Source organism: Actinosynnema sp. NPDC059335 (assembly GCF_042752395.1).
GTDB lineage: Bacteria > Actinomycetota > Actinomycetes > Mycobacteriales > Pseudonocardiaceae > Actinosynnema.
The window spans coordinates 1-14,957 of record NZ_JBHYXZ010000189.1 but is presented as its reverse complement, the minus strand read 5'-3'; the positions used below and the strand labels follow the sequence as shown (position 1 = coordinate 14,957).

17 protein-coding genes and 1 pseudogene are annotated in these 14,957 nt (G+C 73.8%); 9 read left to right on the top strand and 9 right to left on the bottom strand.

Annotated elements, in window-relative coordinates; all coding sequences use genetic code 11:
- Positions 1 to 95: 95 nt before the first annotated feature.
- Positions 96 to 722 (bottom strand): uracil phosphoribosyltransferase, encoded by a 627-nt coding sequence (gene upp, locus ACFXGA_RS35755; RefSeq protein ID WP_378096027.1) that lies wholly within the window; start codon positions 720 to 722, stop codon positions 96 to 98.
- 93 nt (positions 723 to 815) lie between these two features.
- On the opposite strand from upp, the gene ACFXGA_RS35750 reads away from it, so the two are divergent.
- The 5 genes from ACFXGA_RS35750 to ACFXGA_RS35730 all read left to right on the top strand — a co-directional run bounded on the left by ACFXGA_RS35750 (position 816) and on the right by ACFXGA_RS35730 (position 5,828).
- On the top strand, positions 816 to 1,796 hold the full coding sequence (locus ACFXGA_RS35750) for a Gfo/Idh/MocA family protein (protein WP_378096024.1): 981 nt from the start codon (positions 816 to 818) through the stop codon (positions 1,794 to 1,796).
- 54 nt (positions 1,797 to 1,850) lie between these two features.
- Positions 1,851 to 2,498, top strand: a complete 648-nt coding sequence (locus ACFXGA_RS35745) for a DUF1707 domain-containing protein (RefSeq protein ID WP_378096020.1) — start codon at positions 1,851 to 1,853, stop codon at positions 2,496 to 2,498.
- Between the two features lie 70 nt (positions 2,499 to 2,568).
- Positions 2,569 to 3,540: a deoxyribose-phosphate aldolase gene (gene deoC, locus ACFXGA_RS35740; protein WP_378096017.1), complete on the top strand. Its 972-nt coding sequence runs from the start codon at positions 2,569 to 2,571 to the stop codon at positions 3,538 to 3,540.
- 1 nt (position 3,541) lies between these two features.
- Positions 3,542 to 4,969 (top strand): aldehyde dehydrogenase family protein, encoded by a 1,428-nt coding sequence (locus tag ACFXGA_RS35735; protein WP_378096014.1) that lies wholly within the window; start codon positions 3,542 to 3,544, stop codon positions 4,967 to 4,969.
- Positions 4,962 to 5,828, top strand: coding sequence for an aldehyde dehydrogenase family protein (locus tag ACFXGA_RS35730; RefSeq protein ID WP_378096011.1), 867 nt, complete (start codon positions 4,962 to 4,964; stop codon positions 5,826 to 5,828). Before ACFXGA_RS35735 ends, ACFXGA_RS35730 begins: the two co-directional genes overlap by 8 nt.
- Here ACFXGA_RS35730 and ACFXGA_RS35725 read toward each other — a convergent pair.
- The 8 genes from ACFXGA_RS35725 to ACFXGA_RS35690 all read right to left on the bottom strand — a co-directional run bounded on the left by ACFXGA_RS35725 (position 5,825) and on the right by ACFXGA_RS35690 (position 12,597).
- A complete protein-coding gene (locus tag ACFXGA_RS35725) occupies positions 5,825 to 6,406 on the bottom strand; it encodes a hypothetical protein (protein ID WP_378096008.1) in 582 nt (193 codons plus the stop codon). The two genes, ACFXGA_RS35730 and ACFXGA_RS35725, sit on opposite strands and share 4 nt — an antisense overlap.
- 82 nt (positions 6,407 to 6,488) lie before the next feature.
- Positions 6,489 to 7,829: a hypothetical protein gene (locus ACFXGA_RS35720; protein WP_378096005.1), complete on the bottom strand. Its 1,341-nt coding sequence runs from the start codon at positions 7,827 to 7,829 to the stop codon at positions 6,489 to 6,491.
- The gene (locus ACFXGA_RS35715; RefSeq protein ID WP_378096002.1) at positions 7,826 to 8,620 is read right to left on the bottom strand and encodes an ABC transporter ATP-binding protein; all 795 of its coding nucleotides are present in this window, start codon (positions 8,618 to 8,620) and stop codon (positions 7,826 to 7,828) included. The genes ACFXGA_RS35720 and ACFXGA_RS35715 overlap by 4 nt, the downstream gene beginning before the upstream one ends.
- 17 nt (positions 8,621 to 8,637) lie before the next feature.
- On the bottom strand, positions 8,638 to 9,408 hold the full coding sequence (locus ACFXGA_RS35710) for a zf-HC2 domain-containing protein (RefSeq protein WP_378096000.1): 771 nt from the start codon (positions 9,406 to 9,408) through the stop codon (positions 8,638 to 8,640).
- Positions 9,405 to 9,935: an RNA polymerase sigma factor gene (locus tag ACFXGA_RS35705; protein ID WP_378095997.1), complete on the bottom strand. Its 531-nt coding sequence runs from the start codon at positions 9,933 to 9,935 to the stop codon at positions 9,405 to 9,407. The genes ACFXGA_RS35710 and ACFXGA_RS35705 overlap by 4 nt, the downstream gene beginning before the upstream one ends.
- 57 nt (positions 9,936 to 9,992) lie before the next feature.
- Positions 9,993 to 10,400, bottom strand: coding sequence for a hypothetical protein (locus ACFXGA_RS35700; protein ID WP_378095994.1), 408 nt, complete (start codon positions 10,398 to 10,400; stop codon positions 9,993 to 9,995).
- Between the two features lie 30 nt (positions 10,401 to 10,430).
- Positions 10,431 to 11,834 carry a collagen-binding domain-containing protein gene (locus ACFXGA_RS35695; protein ID WP_378095991.1) on the bottom strand — a complete coding sequence of 468 codons (1,404 nt, stop codon included), beginning with the start codon at positions 11,832 to 11,834 and terminating at the stop codon, positions 10,431 to 10,433.
- A gap of 196 nt (positions 11,835 to 12,030) precedes the next feature.
- The gene (locus tag ACFXGA_RS35690; protein ID WP_378095988.1) at positions 12,031 to 12,597 is read right to left on the bottom strand and encodes an SMI1/KNR4 family protein; all 567 of its coding nucleotides are present in this window, start codon (positions 12,595 to 12,597) and stop codon (positions 12,031 to 12,033) included.
- 127 nt (positions 12,598 to 12,724) lie between these two features.
- On the opposite strand from ACFXGA_RS35690, the gene ACFXGA_RS35685 reads away from it, so the two are divergent.
- The 4 genes and pseudogenes from ACFXGA_RS35685 to ACFXGA_RS35670 all read left to right on the top strand — a co-directional run.
- A complete protein-coding gene (locus tag ACFXGA_RS35685; RefSeq protein ID WP_378095985.1) occupies positions 12,725 to 13,048 on the top strand; it encodes a type VII secretion target in 324 nt (107 codons plus the stop codon).
- A 1-nt stretch (position 13,049) separates the two neighbouring features.
- Positions 13,050 to 14,207 carry a C40 family peptidase gene (locus ACFXGA_RS35680; RefSeq protein ID WP_378095982.1) on the top strand — a complete coding sequence of 386 codons (1,158 nt, stop codon included), beginning with the start codon at positions 13,050 to 13,052 and terminating at the stop codon, positions 14,205 to 14,207.
- Positions 14,208 to 14,211: 4 nt separating this feature from the next.
- A complete protein-coding gene (locus ACFXGA_RS35675) occupies positions 14,212 to 14,586 on the top strand; it encodes a hypothetical protein (protein ID WP_378095979.1) in 375 nt (124 codons plus the stop codon).
- Positions 14,583 to 14,957, top strand: a pseudogene (locus ACFXGA_RS35670) (hypothetical protein); the annotation flags it as partial. The gene ACFXGA_RS35675 and the pseudogene ACFXGA_RS35670, both read left to right, overlap by 4 nt.

Here is a 14,957-nt window from a genome sequence, read left to right as displayed (position 1 = left end):
GTTGAACGCTCAGAACACGACCCGCCCGTCCTGAACGTTCAACTCGGGGTACGCGAACGTAGGACACGCGCGTTCCGAACGTAGGACACGCGGGTTCAGTGGACGGCGCCGTATTGGCGGTCGCCGGCGTCGCCCAGGCCGGGGACGATGAAGCCCGAGTCGTTCAGGCGCTCGTCCACGCTGGCCGTGACCAGGCGGACGGGGAGGGACGAGTCCTCCAGGTGCTTGATGCCCTCGGGGGCGGCCAGGGCGCAGATCGCGGTCACGTCGGTCGCGCCGCGGTCGGTCAGCAGCCGGATCGTGTACGCCATGGAGCCGCCCGTGGCGAGCATCGGGTCCAGCACGAAGACGGGCCGGCCCGCCAGCGTCTCCGGCAGCGACTCCATGTACGGGGTCGGCTGGAGCGTCTCCTCGTCCCGCGCCAGGCCGACGAACCCCATCTGCGCGTCCGGGATCAGCTTGTGCGCCTGGTCGGCCATCCCCAACCCGGCCCGCAGCACGGGCACCAGCAGCGGCGGGTTCGCGAGCCGGTAGCCGGTGGTCCGGGCGACGGGCGTGTGCAACCGCTCCTCGGCCACGGGCAGGTCGCGCGTGGCCTCGTACACGAGCATCACGGTCAGCTCGTGCAGCGCGGCGCGGAACGCCGCGTTGTCGGTGCGGGCGTCACGCATGGTGGTCAGCCGCGCCCTGGCCAGTGGGTGATCGACAACGAGGACGTCCATGGTCGAACAGTATGTGTCAACCGCCGACCGGCGTCCGACCGGAGCCGAAGCGCCCGGGGTTGACGAGGTGCTGCCGCGGGTAACGTCCTGACCATGGCCGACCACGTGCGGATCGGGGTGTTGGGGGCGGCGCGGATCGTGCCGGCGGCGTTGGTCGAACCGGGGCGGTCCGTGGCGGCGGTCGAGGTGTCGGCGGTGGCGGCGCGGGAGGTCGGGCGGGCGCGGGAGTTCGCGGATCGGCACGGCATCGCGAAGGTGCACACGACGTACGAAGAGCTGTTGGCCGACGAGAACCTGGACGCCGTCTACATCCCGCTGCCCAACGGGCTGCACGGGAGGTGGACGCTCGCGGCGCTGGCCGCCGGCAAGCACGTGCTGTGCGAGAAGCCCTTCGCGGCGAACGCGGACGAGGCCGCGGCGGTGGCGGAGGCCGCGAAGCGCAGCGGACTGGTGGTGATGGAGGCGTTCCACTACCGCTACCACCCGTTGGCGGCACGGCTGGCGGAGGTGGTCGCGGAGCTGGGCACGCTGCGGCACGTGGAGGCGCGGATGTGCATCCCGCTGCCCCGGTCGGCCGACATCCGCTACTCGTGGGAGCTGGCCGGCGGCGCGCTGATGGACGTCGGGTCGTACGCGGTGAACCTGGTGCGGCTGCTGGGCGGTGAGCCCGAGGTCAAGTCGGCGCGGGCCCTGCTGAAGCGCCCGGACGTCGACCGGGCCGTGCGGGCTGAGCTGAAGTTCCCGGGCGGGCACACCGGGACCGTGGTGGCGTCGCTGTGGTCACGGTCGCTCGCGCGGCTCTCGGCCAGGGTGCTCGGCGACCACGGCGAGGTGCGCGTGTTCAACCCCTTCGCGCCCCAGTACGGCCACCGGCTCGCGGTGAGGCTGGACGGGCACCGGCGGGTCGAGCGGTTCGCCCGGCGGCCGACGTACGAGTACCAGCTGGAGGCGTTCGCGGACGCCGTGGTGCACGGCCGGCCGTTCCCGACGACGGCCGACGACGCGGTGGCCACCCTGCGCGTCGTGGACGACATCTACCGCGCCGCCGGCCTCCCGGTCCGCCGGCCGACCTGAAAACCGCGACCGGAACGCGACCACTCCACCGCCCGCCCTCCTAGACTCACCCGTGTGAGCGACGAGCTGGTCCCGGACCCCCGTCAGATGCGCGCCTCGGACGCCGACCGCGAGAAGGTCGCCCAGGTGCTCCAACAGGCCCACGGCGAGGGTCGGCTCGACCTGCACGAGCTGGACGAGCGCCTGGCCGCCGTGTACGCGTCGAAGACCTACGGCGACCTGGTGCCGCTGACCGCCGACCTCGGCGTGCCGCCGCCCACCGTGCTGCCCGCGCCGATCCAGCATCACGCCCCCGCCTCCCGCATCGGCGGCACGCCCGGCTCCACCGTGTCGTTCGCGTTCTGGTCGGGCGTGGAGCGGCGGGGTGAGTGGGTCGTGCCGCCGATGCACACGGCGGTGGCGTTCATGGGCGGCGTGGAGCTGGACCTGACCCGCGCCCGCTTCGCCCAGGGCGAGACGACGATCAACGCCTACGCGCTCATGGGCGCGGTGGAGATCATCGTGCCGGAGGACGTCACCGTCCGGGTGGACGGCATCGGCTTCATGGGCGCGTTCGAGGACGCCACCCACAAGGGTGCGCCGACCATCCCCGGCGGGCCGGTCGTGCGCATCACGGGCTTCGCGATGATGGGCGCGGTCGAGGTGAAGCGGCCCAAGAAGAAGAAGGTCAAGGGTCACAAGTACGACGAGCTGGAGGGCTAGCGCAGGGCGGCTGACCTGCCCGAAGTCGCTCACTTGGGACGGCCGTCCCATTCCGCCTAGACTCGGCGGCATGGCTGCTCCGACAACCCCACCGCGAACGCAGCTGCCCCCGGCGCTCGCGGACGCCGTGCGCGACGACGCGTCGCTGCGCCGGTTCCTGCACGGGCTGCCCGGTGTGGACCAGGTCGGCGTCGAACAGCGCGCGGCCGGTCTGGGCACCCGCAGCATCAAGAAGGCCGGCAAGCTCTGGGCCATCGACACCGCCATCGGCATGGTCGACCTGACCACGCTGGAGGGCGCGGACACGCCCGGCAAGGTGCGGTCGCTGGCCGCGAAGGCCCGCCGGCCCGACCCGGACCACCCGGAGGTGCCGCGCGTCGCCGCCGTCTGCGTGTACCCGGACATGGTCGCGACGGCGGTCGAGGAGCTGCGCGGCACCGGGATCGGGGTCGCGAGCGTCGCCACCGCGTTCCCGTCCGGCCGGTCCAGCCTGAAGGTGAAGCTGGAGGACACCGCCTTCGCCGTGGACGCGGGCGCGACCGAGATCGACATGGTGATCGACCGGGGCGCGTTCCTGTCCGGCCGCTACGGGCAGGTGTTCGACGAGATCGCGCAGGTCAAGCACGCCTGTGGGGACGCGCACCTCAAGGTCATCCTGGAGACCGGCGAACTGGCCACCTACGACAACGTGCGCCGCGCGTCGTGGCTCGCCCTGCTCGCGGGCGGCGACTTCGTCAAGACCTCCACCGGCAAGGTGACGCCCGCCGCGACGCTGCCGGTCACGCACGTCATGTTGCAGGCCGTCCGCGACTGGCACGCCCAGACGGGCGAGGTCCGCGGCGTGAAGCCCGCCGGCGGCATCCGCACGACCAAGGACGCGATCAAGTACCTGGTGGCGGTGCACGAGGTCGCGGGACCGGAGTGGCTGACCCCCGAGAAGTTCCGCTTCGGCGCCTCCACGCTGCTCAACGACCTGCTGATGCAGCGGCGCACCCAGTTGGCGGGCCACTACAGCGGCCCCGATTACGTGACGGTGGACTGACATGTGGGAATACGCGCCCGCGCCCGAGTCGCGGGACATCGCGAACCTCAAGCCGAACTACCGGATGTTCGTCGACGGCCAGTTCGTCGAGGGCGCCGGTGAGCCGCTGAAGACCGTCAACCCCGGCACGGAGGAGGTGCTGGCCGAGGTCTCCACGGCCGCGCCGGCGGACGTGGACAAGGCCGTGAAGGCCGCCCGCCGCGCCTACGACCGCGTCTGGGGCCGCATGCCCGGCTCCGAGCGGGCCAAGTACGTCTTCCGCATCGCCCGCCTGATCCAGGAGCGGGCGCGGGAGCTGGCGGTGCTGGAGTCGCTGGACAACGGCAAGCCGATCAAGGAGTCGCGCGACGTGGACGTGCCCACGGCCGCCGCGCACTTCTTCTACCACGCGGGTTGGGCGGACAAGCTCGGCTACGCGGGCTACGGCCCCGACCCCCGCCCGCTCGGCGTGGTCGGCCAGGTCATCCCGTGGAACTTCCCGCTGCTCATGGCCGCGTGGAAGATCGCGCCCGCGCTGGCCACCGGCAACACGGTCGTGCTCAAGCCGGCCGAGACGACGCCGCTGACCGCGCTGGTGCTGGCGGAGATCATCCAGCAGGCCGACCTGCCGCCCGGCGTGGTGAACATCCTGCCCGGCGCGGGCGACGTGGGCGCGGCCGTCGTGTCCCACCCGGACGTGGACAAGGTCGCGTTCACCGGCTCGACCGAGGTCGGCAAGATCATCCAGCGGCAGCTCGCCGGCACGGGTCGCAGGCTGACCCTGGAGCTGGGCGGCAAGGCGGCGAACATCGTGTTCGACGACGCCCCGCTGGACCAGGCGGTCGAGGGCATCGTCAACGGCATCTTCTTCAACCAGGGCCACGTGTGCTGCGCGGGCTCGCGGCTGCTGGTGCAGGAGTCGGTGGCCGAGGAGGTGCTGGAGAAGCTGCACACCCGCATCACCACGCTGCGCGTCGGCGACCCGCTGGACAAGAACACCGACATCGGCGCGATCAACTCGCGCGAGCAGCTGACCAAGATCCAGGAGCTGGTCGAGTCCGGCGACGCCGAGGGCGCGCAGCGGTGGACGTCCTCGTGCCCGTTGCCGGACAAGGGTTTCTACTTCGCGCCGACGGTGTTCTCCAACGTGTCGCAGGCGATGCGGATCGCCCGCGAGGAGATCTTCGGGCCGGTGCTGTCCGTGCTGACGTTCCGCACCCCGGACGAGGCCGTGGCCAAGGCGAACAACACGCCGTACGGGCTGTCGGCCGGCATCTGGACCGAGAAGGGCTCCCGCATCCTGTGGGCGGCGCAGAAGATGCGCGCCGGCGTGGTGTGGGCGAACACGTTCAACCGCTTCGACCCGACCGCCCCGTTCGGCGGCTACCAGGAGTCGGGCTTCGGCCGCGAGGGCGGCCGCACCGGGCTGGAGGCGTACCTCGATGTCTGAGAACCGGATCGCGGTCGCGAAGACCTACAAGCTCTACATCGGCGGCGCCTTCCCGCGCTCGGAGTCGGGCCGGTCCTACCCGGTGGTCGACGCCAAGGGCGCGTTCCTGGCCAACGCCGCCCAGGGTTCCCGCAAGGACGCCCGGGACGCGGTGGCGGCGGCCCGCAAGGCGTTCCCCGGCTGGTCGGGGGCCACGGCCTACAACCGGGGGCAGGTGCTGTTCCGGGTCGCCGAGGTCCTGGAGGGCCGGCGGGAGCAGTTCATCGCCGAGGTGGCGGCGGCCGAGGGCGTCGCCGCCAAGAAGGCCCAGTCCCTGGTCGACGCCGCGATCGACCGGTGGGTCTGGTACGCGGGCTGGACGGACAAGGTCGCCACCGTGCTCGGCGCGTCCAACCCGGTGGCCGGCCCCTACTTCTCGTTCTCGGTGCCCGAGCCGACGGGCGTGGTCGCCGTCCTCGCCCCCCAGCAGTCGTCGCTGCTGGGCCTGATCAGCGCGGTCGCCCCGGTCATCACGACCGGCAACACGGCCGTGGTCGTGGCCTCCCAGGACCGCCCCCTGCCCGCGGTGACCCTCTCCGAGGTCCTGGCCACCTCCGACCTGCCCGGCGGCGTGGTCAACGTGCTGACCGGCCGCACCGCCGAAATCGCACCGTGGCTGGCCTCCCACGCGGACGTCAACGCCTTGGACCTGACCGGCGCACCCGAGTCGACCAGGGCGGACCTGGAACGCGCGGCCGCCGGCACCGTCAAGCGGGTCCTGCGCGCCCGCCCGGCCGAGGACTTCACCCGCGAACCCGACCTGGCCCGCCTGCGCGCCTTCCTGGAGACCAAGACCGTCTGGCACCCGATCGGCGTCTAACGCCGACAACCGAGCCAGCTGTGCACGAGCAGGCCGGTGCACCCGAGCACGACCGCGGCCACCGTCGCCGAGGTCGTGCCCTCGGGCTGCACCGGCCACGTCGCCAACCGGCTGAGCCAGTGCTCGTCCGCGGCCGGCACGACCAACGTGACACCGGCCCACCCCACGGGCAACGCCCAAGCCGCCCGCGCCCCGAACACCACCGCCCCCAACGCCGCGAGCCCACCAAGACCAACCACATCCCGGACCAGGAACGCCTCCGCCGCGATCGGCTCCGCCACCCACCCGACCGCCACCAGCGGCACCACGACGACCGCGCCACCCACCACCAGGTGCCCCGCCCGCCGCGGCGGCCACCCGAACGCCGCCGTGCGCTCCAACGCCAAGTCGTGCCCACCGAGCCCGGTGGCCACCACCGCCACCCCCACCGCCGCGCCGAACGCCCCCAACTGCGGACTGCCACCGGGCCAGGCGAGGTACCCGAGCACCCCCACCGCGACCACCACCGCCACCACCGCCGCGGGCAACTGCCGCGCCCGCGCGTACAGCACGAACCACCGCATCACCACGTCAACCACATGTCCTTCCCCCGGAGAAGGGTTCCGCGTCATCCCGCCGACCTGCCCGTCCGGCGAGGACGCTCTTGATCTTTCGACGCCTTCAGTCCCTCCCCACCAACACCTCCAACGCATCACCGGCACAAGCCGCCTGCACCTCCCGCGCCGCCTGCACCCTGACCGCCTGCTCCCCCTCCGGCAGCGCCCGCAACCTCCCCAGCGCATCCGCCGCCAACGCGTCGATCTCCGCCCCCAACCACTCGCGGAACGACGGCAGCGTCTCCACCCGACCGGTCAACCACGACGTCATCACCGCCCGCGCCGCCACCTCACGCGTCACCTCCCGCGGGATGACGTCGCCGTAGCACGTCCGCGTCCCCGCCCCCGCGACCAGGTACGCCGTCAACCGCTCGGCCGTGAGCGGCTCCCGCCGGAAGTACGCGATCTCGTCCAGGTCCACCCACACCGCGTCCGTCGACTCCGGACCGCGCGCCGGCTCGCCCCGCACCGGCCCGGCCACCTCCCGCACCGACGTGGGAGGCGACGGCAGCCTCCCCAACAGCCGCAACGCCTCCCGCGCCGGCCCCGCCAACGCGGACCGCTCGTGCTCGTGCGCCCGCGTCAGGCACAACCCGTCCTCGCACACCAACTCCGCCGCCACCGCGTCACGCGCCACCGCCTCCCCCGGCGTCGCCGGCAGCAACGGCGCCACCACCACACCCGCCACCAGCACCGGCAGCACGCCCAACCACCGCCGCCGCGCCGCCACCAGCACGAACCCCGTCAACGCCACCCCCGCGAACCACACCAACTGCACCGCGCTGACCGACCCCGGCACCGTCGCGTACACCGTGACCGGCATCGGCAGCGACGGCAGCAGCAGCACCCAGCCGAACGCCTCCCCCGCCACCGGCGCCGTCCCCAGCGACATCAGGGCCAGCCCGCCGATCGCCAGCAGCGGGGGCGTCAACGGCGACGGCACGAGCCTGGCCAGCCCCATGCCCAGCGCCGCCGCCCCGACCAGCGCCACCACGCCGACCAGCGCGATCGGCAGCCAGCCGAGGTGGAAGTAGTCCGTCGCCGACACCACCTGCGCCGCGCCGATCGCGAGCACCACCGCGTACGCCGCGGCCAGGGCCACGGCCAGCGCGCCGAGCGTCACCGCGACCCGCTGCGCCCTCGGCCTCGGCGTGGAGCCGAACAGCTCCCCCACCCCGGACCGCCGGTCCCGCAGGCCCTGCAACGCGCCGCCGCCCAGCGTCAACGGCCACGCCAGCACCAGCATGAACCGGACCCACTCGGCCATCGTCGTCCACTGCCGCGTCCACGCGGTGCTGTTCTTCGCCGACGGCCCCCAGCCGAGCATCCCCACCAGGGCCACCACCGCCAGCGCGCCGAGGACCAGCGCCGTGGTCCTCCTCAGCTCGATCCCGAGGATCCTCACCAGTCACCCGCCCCACCGAGGAGGGCCGAGTAGCCGCGTTCCAGCGGGCTGTCGCCGACGTCGTCCGGGCCGCCCGCGGCGGCCAGGTCGTCGGGCGTGCCCTGGAACACGAGCCGGCCCTTGTTGAACAGCACCACGTCCGTGCACGCCGCCGCGACGTCCTCGACCAGGTGCGTCGACACGACCACGCACGAGTCCGCGCCCAGCTCCCCGAGCAGCTCCCGGAACCGGACCCGCTGACCGGGGTCGAGGCCCGCGGTCGGCTCGTCCAGCAGCAGCACCTCGGGGTCGTTGACGATGGCCTGGGCGATGCCCGCGCGCCGCACCATGCCGCCGGACAGCGACTTCATCCGCGAATCGGCGCGGTCGGCCAGCCCCACCCGCTCCACGGCCCGCTGCACCGCGCCGGGCACGTCCCGCTTGGGCATCTCCTTGAGCCACGCCACGTACTCGACGAACTCGCGCACCGTGAACCGCTTGTAGTAGCCGAAGTCCTGCGGCAGGTAGCCCAGCGACCGGCGCACCCGGCGCAGGTCGAGCCGCCCGGTCACGGACGAGCCGAGCACCGCCAACCGCCCGGACGCGGGCCGCAGCACGGTCGCCAGCGACCGGATCAGCGTCGTCTTGCCCGCCCCGTTCGGCCCGAGCAGGCCGTGCACGCCCCGGCCCAGCCGCAGGTCGAGCCCGTCCACCGCCATCGTGCGACCCGCGCGCACGCGCAGGCCCTCCGCCTCGACCTGCCAGGCGTACCCCGTCGGCGCGACCTCCGCCGCGCTCACCGCTCGTGCCACCAGCCCTCTTCCCTCCGTCACAGCCGCGCGTAGGCCGCGGCCCTGAAGAACACGGCGGCGGCGCCCCCGACCAGCACCGCCGCCCAGACCGGCGCCGCGCCCGGCGCGAGCACGCCCGGCACACCGCCGACGACCACCGCCGGACCGATCACCAGCGCCGCCCACGCGGCGACCGCGGCGACCGCGGCCCGGCGCACCCCGATCACGCCGCCGAGCGCCAACGTCACCGAGGTGACGGACAGGCACGGCAGCAGCCAGTACGCCGGCGACGCGCCGGTCAGCCAGCCGCCGAGCAGCAGGCCCGGCAGCACCACGACCAGCACCGCCACCGTGCGGCGCAACACCAGTTCCAACCCGGCCCGCGCGGTGGACACCACCAGCTCGTAGGCCGGGTCCATGCCCCGCGACCACGCCGCCGCCACGCCCAGGACCGGCACCACGGGGGCGACCAGCAGCACCGGGAACGACGTCGAGCGCTCGCCCACCAGCCCGTCCACCACCAGCGCCGCCAGCACCACGAACGCGGTCATGGCGAGCCACGGCAGCAGCGACGGCGTGGCCCAGCGCGCGACCCTCCGCCGGCGGCGCACCGGCGCGCCGGTCGGCTCCAGCCCCGCCCACACGGCCGTCGTCAATGCCGTCACCTGCGGCGGAGCCACGTCGGCCAGCCTGAGCCGGCAGGTCTCGCACGTCTCCAGGTGCGCCTCCACCGCCCACAGCACGTCGGCGGGCAGGTCGTCGCCCGCCGCGTAACGGGCGATCGACGCGGCCGTCGGGTGCTCGCTCATGACAGTGCCTCCCGCATCGCGATCCGGGCCCGCCGGGCGCGGGTCTTGACGGTGCCCTCGGGCACCCCGAGCAGCACCGCGGTCTCGCGCACGGTCAGCCCGTCCAGCACCATCGCCTGCAACACCTGGCGCAGCTCCGGCGCGAGGTCGCGCAACGCGCCGCCGACGTCGTCGCTCAACGCGCCCGCCAGCGCCTCGTCCTCGGCGGCCGGCGCGACCTCCGCCACCGGCAGCGGCCCGGCCTGCCGGGCCCGCCTGCGGAACGCGTCGACCAGCCGCCGGGCCGCGATCGTCCACAGCCAGCCGACCGCCGTGCCGTCGACCGCCGCGCCCGCGAACGACCCCGCCGCCCGCCACACCGCCAGGTACGTCTCCTGCATGACCTCGGCCACGACCTGCTCGTCGGCGCACCGGCGGCGCAGGCGCACGGCCAGCCACGGCGACGTGCGGCGGTAGAGCTGCTCGAAGGCCGCGCGGTCGCCCCGGGCCACCGCGCGGACCAACTGCTCCTCGTTCACACCCGGCAAGACGGCCTCCGGCCGGAAAGGGTTCTCGCTACAGTGTGACCCTCGTCACATCACACATCACGCCGGGTCCAGGACAGCGTCGAACAGCCCGACCAACGCCTCACCGCCGGCCGTCATCAGGAACCGGTCGCGGCCCAGGTCGCGCAGGTACCGCTCGCGCTTGAGGTCGTCGAACACGCCGGCCGCGCACGGCTCGATCTGCTGCCAGGCGGCGAACAGCGGGGACCGCGCGATGTTCACCCGGCGCAGCTCGCCCGCCCAGGGTAGAAGTCGCCGAAGATGCGGCGGTGGAAGGCGCAGGTGGGCGAGGTCGTAGAGGCCGGGCAGGGGCGCGAGCGCGAGCTGCTCCAGGCGCATGGCGCTCAGCCGCGCCTCGGCGAAGGCCCACTCGTCCGGGTCGGTCAGGCCGAGGGTGTTGCGCAGCACCCCGGACGCGGGGTCCAGGTAAGGATCTCCGGAGCCCACTAGCGGCGCAGTGCCCTGAGCTGCGACGACTCAGTCCACTGGAGATCGCGGGTCGGCAGGGCGGCCACGGCGGTCCCGCCGCCGGGTCAGGGCCAGCGCGGCCACACCGGACAGGACGAGCAGCCCGCCGGCGACCAGCGTGCCGCGCACCCCTGCGCCGGTGTCCGCGAGCCCGTCCTCCGGCCGGACCACCGGCGCGGTCGTCCCGGTCGTGCCCGTCGTCCCGCTCGTCGTCTCCGCCGCAGTGGTCGTCGTGGTGGCTGTCGTGGTGGTCGTCGTCCCCGCGGTGGTGGACGTGGTCGTGGTGGCGGACGTGGTCGTGGTGGTCGTCGTGGACGTGGGTTCGGCACAGGTCGTGAGGTCGTCCACGAACGGCGCGTAGTGGATCTCGCCGCCGTTGCCCCCGCCCCCGACCACCGGGCCGCCCTGCACGAGGGACTTCACCACGACCGCGCCCTCGATGTTGTTCGAGCTGTGGTCGACCAGCGTCGCGTTGGGGGCGTAGACGGTCCCCCAGACGGTGTTGGACTGCTCCGGCAACGTGATGGTCCCCGAGGTGGTGAAGTTCCACAGCACGTGCGTGGACGGCGCGTTGCCCTGCCAGGAGACGTTCGGCGGCGCGAACGTGTAGTCGCCGCTCACCTGGACGTTGACGATCAGCCACGCCTCGTCACCCGGCTGGAGGCCGCCCGCGAGCGGGTTGACGTACTCCAGCGCGTCGAGCTGCGCGCCGGTGAGGGTGAGGACGTTCTGGCCCGGCCGCAGGCCGAGGGTCGCGCCGGGATCGGTGCCGTTCCACGGGTTCTGCCCGTTCCCGTCCCGCAACTGGACCGTCGGGGCGCAGACGTGCACGTCCGCGTTGATCCCCCGGTACAGCGCGAACAGGGCGGGGAAGTCGAACCCGCTCGGGCCGCCGACCGACGCGGCGGGCTGCGAGGTCTGGACCTGCACGGCGGGCAGCGTGCCCTCGTTGCCGCCCGCGGGCACGACGTGGGTCACGCCGCCGGACGGCAGCACGCTCGCGCCGCTCAGGTCGCCGATCTTGGCGTAGGAGTTGTCGAGCACCCTGAGCGTGCCCGTGCCGCTCTCCTCGAACAGCGGCCGGCCGCCGATCACCAGGCTGGTCGGCCGGGTGTCGCCGGGCAGGACGTAGGCGCCGGGGTGGTTGGGACCGGCGTTGTAGACGCGGAACCGGACGTCGCCGCCGATCGCCACCGGGCCCTCGGTCTCGTTCTCGTACAACGAGGCGTCGCCCTCGACCAGCACCAGGAACCCGTGGCTCGGGTCGGCCACCACGTCGTCCGGCGCGACGGGCCGCAGCGGGTTGACCACCGCGGCGAGCGCCGACCGGTCGTCGGACGCCCACCCGATCGCGGCGGCGGCGAGCGCGACGGCCGCCGCCACGCCGACGGCTCCGATGCGGCTGATCTGCATGTCCGGCTCCCGTGGAGGTGGACCACCTCCCCGCAGCCAACGTCACCGCGCCGACTTCAGCGCGCCAACCACCCTTCTTCCACCCACACGTGTGATCACCCGCGTGTCCTACCTCCAGAACGCGTGAGTCCTACGCTCAGAACGCGTGAGTCCTACGTTCACGAGCCCCGAGTTCAACGCCCAGGACGTCCGGCCGCTAGTTCGTGCACCACCCCAACCGGCCGTCGGTCGTCACCAACGGCTCGCAGTGGCCGAGCCTGCTGCGGTGCTCCAACGCCGTCGCGACCTGGTCCAGCATCTCGTCCAGGCTGGTCCACTCGGGCTTGAGCATCTCGCCCGCCTCCCGGTCCCACTCGACCACGCACCCCGACAGCACGCCGGGCCGCAGGTCCACCGCCAACGCGTCACCGCACCCGTCGAACGCGATCGGCAACCACTTCGGGTGAAACCCCACTGTGGGCGTGCCCGCCTCGGTGTCGAGGTCGGCCGGCCAGAACCGGGTTTTCAGCCGCCACGACTTCAACGCGTTGGTCGGCCCGAGAGGGGTGTAGAACGGCGGCAGCACCTCGGCGAACGCCAGGTCGGCCGTCCCGCCGCACACCGCCCACCACGCGCGCAGCTCGGCGGGCGGCTCCAGTCCGCTGGCAGCCGCCAACGCCTCGACCGCGGCGCTGTCCTCGGGGGGCACGAACGCCGATCCGGTCAAGGGGGCGTGGTCGTCCAGCCACGCCACGATCCGTTCCCAATGGCGTAAAACACCCACCTGCCCATGATCAGGTCTCGATACCACCGGTGGTACCGCTCATCGGGGCAGGATCTCGCCGAACACCGCACGGCCCACTGGCGGATCGGGCAGGATCACGGGCGCACGGCACCAAAGGGGGACGAGCGTGGCACGGGGTTTCGGCGTCGACACCGCGGCGCTGTCGGCGTACGGCAGCACGGCGACGGGTCTGGCGGACGAGGTCGGCGCGGTCGGCACGGCGACGTTGGCGGGCACGACGTCGTTGGCCGCGGGCAGTTTCGGCGCGATCGGCGACGAGGTCGGCCTGGGGGCCGCGTTCCAGCGCGCGGCGCAGGCCCAAGTGGACGGTGCGGCAGCCGCCTCCGCCGCCTTGTCGGCGTTCGCGGGCGAGGTGGGCAGGACCGCGCAGGCGTACGTCGAGCAGGAGGCGGCCAACAGCGCCGCCCTGGACCGGGCGTCGAGGGCCTGACGTGGACGTCGGCGGCCTCCTCGCGGCTCTGGTCCAGCCGATGAAGGACCACCTGGCCAAGCTCGACGGCGACACCGGCGGCGCGACGGGCGCGGCGGAGAAGTTCGGGCGCGCGGCCACGGCGTTGACCGGGATCGACGGCAGGCACACCGGCGCGGCCAACGCCGCGCTGACCGACTGGTACGGCGAGAAGGCGACCGCGTTCCAGTCCCGCGTCGCCGCGTTCTCCGGCGGCGTGGGCACGTTGGCGCGCAACGCCACGACCGTGCAGGAGGCCGCGACCGCGGCCGTGGAGGCGGTGGACCGCGGCCGGACCGCGATCCAGGGCCTGATCGACGAGTTCACCGGCTGGGCGTGGCCCCGGTTGGCGGCGGCGGCCGCGGCGGGCGTGTTCGGCGGGATCGGCGCGGTGCTCGCGGTGGCCGCGGAGGTGACCGCGAAGGCCCGCGAGTACGAGGGCAGGACCGGTCAGGAGCTGGACCGGGTCCGCACCGCGCTGACGGACGTCGTGGCGCGGCTCCAAGGGCTGACCCAGCCGAACTTCGCCGGCATCGGTGATCCGCTGGGCGCGGAGAACGGCGGCACCACCTCGACCTCGTCGGCGGGCGACACGGGCGGGTCGTCCTCGTCCGGCGGCAGCGGCAACGGCGGTGGCGGGAGTGGCGGTGGCGGAGGGGGCGGCAGCGGTGGTGGTGGCGGGGGCGGTGGAGGCGGCGGTGCCGTCGGTCCGCGCCTGCCGGTCGCCATCCCACCCCAACCGGGCACCGGCGTCGGCGTGAACCTGCCCGACGGCAGCTCCGCCGAAGCGCCCAACGAGACCGCCGCCCGCGCCGTGCGCAACGCGTTGTCCGCGCTCGGCACCCCGTACGTGTGGGGCGGCGCGAACCCGCCCCAGGGCACGGACTGCAGCGGCCTGACCCAGTGGGCGTACGCCGGCGCGGGCTTCGACATCCCCCGGCCCGCGTCGTCGCAGGCGATGGGCGCGTCCGTGCCGCCCGGCCAGGTGCTGCCGGGCGACCTGGTGGTGTGGGACGGGCACGTGGCCATGGTGATCGGCAACGGCCAGATGGTGGAGGCGGGCGACCCGGTGCAGGTCAACCCGATCCGCACCACCAACAGCGGCATGGGTTTCCTGGGCTTCTACCGACCGACGGGCTGAGGACGTGGACGAGACGCAGCGGGCGGCCGACCGGGTCGCCGACACCGGGCGACGGGTGTCCGAGCACGTCGCGCGCACCGGACCCGTGCTCGGCCGGGCGTCGTCTCCGGACGGCGCGGTCACGGTCGTCACCCCGCCCGGCGGCCCGCCGCGCGACGTGCGGCTCTCGCCGGCGGCGCTGGCGATGGGCCCGCGGGCGCTGGCGGACGAGATCCTGCGCGTGTCCGCGCGGGCGTCGAAGGACGCCGCCGCACGGGCGCACCGGGCGTTGGAACGCGTGGTCGACCCGGCGACGGCGCGCGCGTTGGCCGAGATCGGCTTCGAGCCCGGCCCGGACGACGAGGACTTCGGTGGTTCGTACCTGAGGGGGTCGCGGTGACGGAAGAACGGCTCGCGGCGGCCGAGGGCCTGACCGGGGTGCTGGCCCGCACCACCGGCTCCGCCGAGCACCCGACCCGGCTGGCCCGCGCCACCGCGACCGCGACGGGTGAGCTGAAGGCGCTCGACCTGCACCCGAACGCGTTGGCGCAGGGGCCCGACTTCGTCGGCCGGCTGGTCGTGGAGACGGCGCGGCTCGCCACCGACGCGGCCGTGCAGACCGGCTACAACGAGCTGGCCAAGGCCCTGGGCGACGGCATGGCCATGGCGGTGGAGGCGTTCGCCGGCCCACCGCCGTTCAAGACCGCCGCCCGGCCGCCCGCCAGCGCTCCGCCGCCCACGAACGCCGCGCCCGCACCGCCCGCGCCGTCG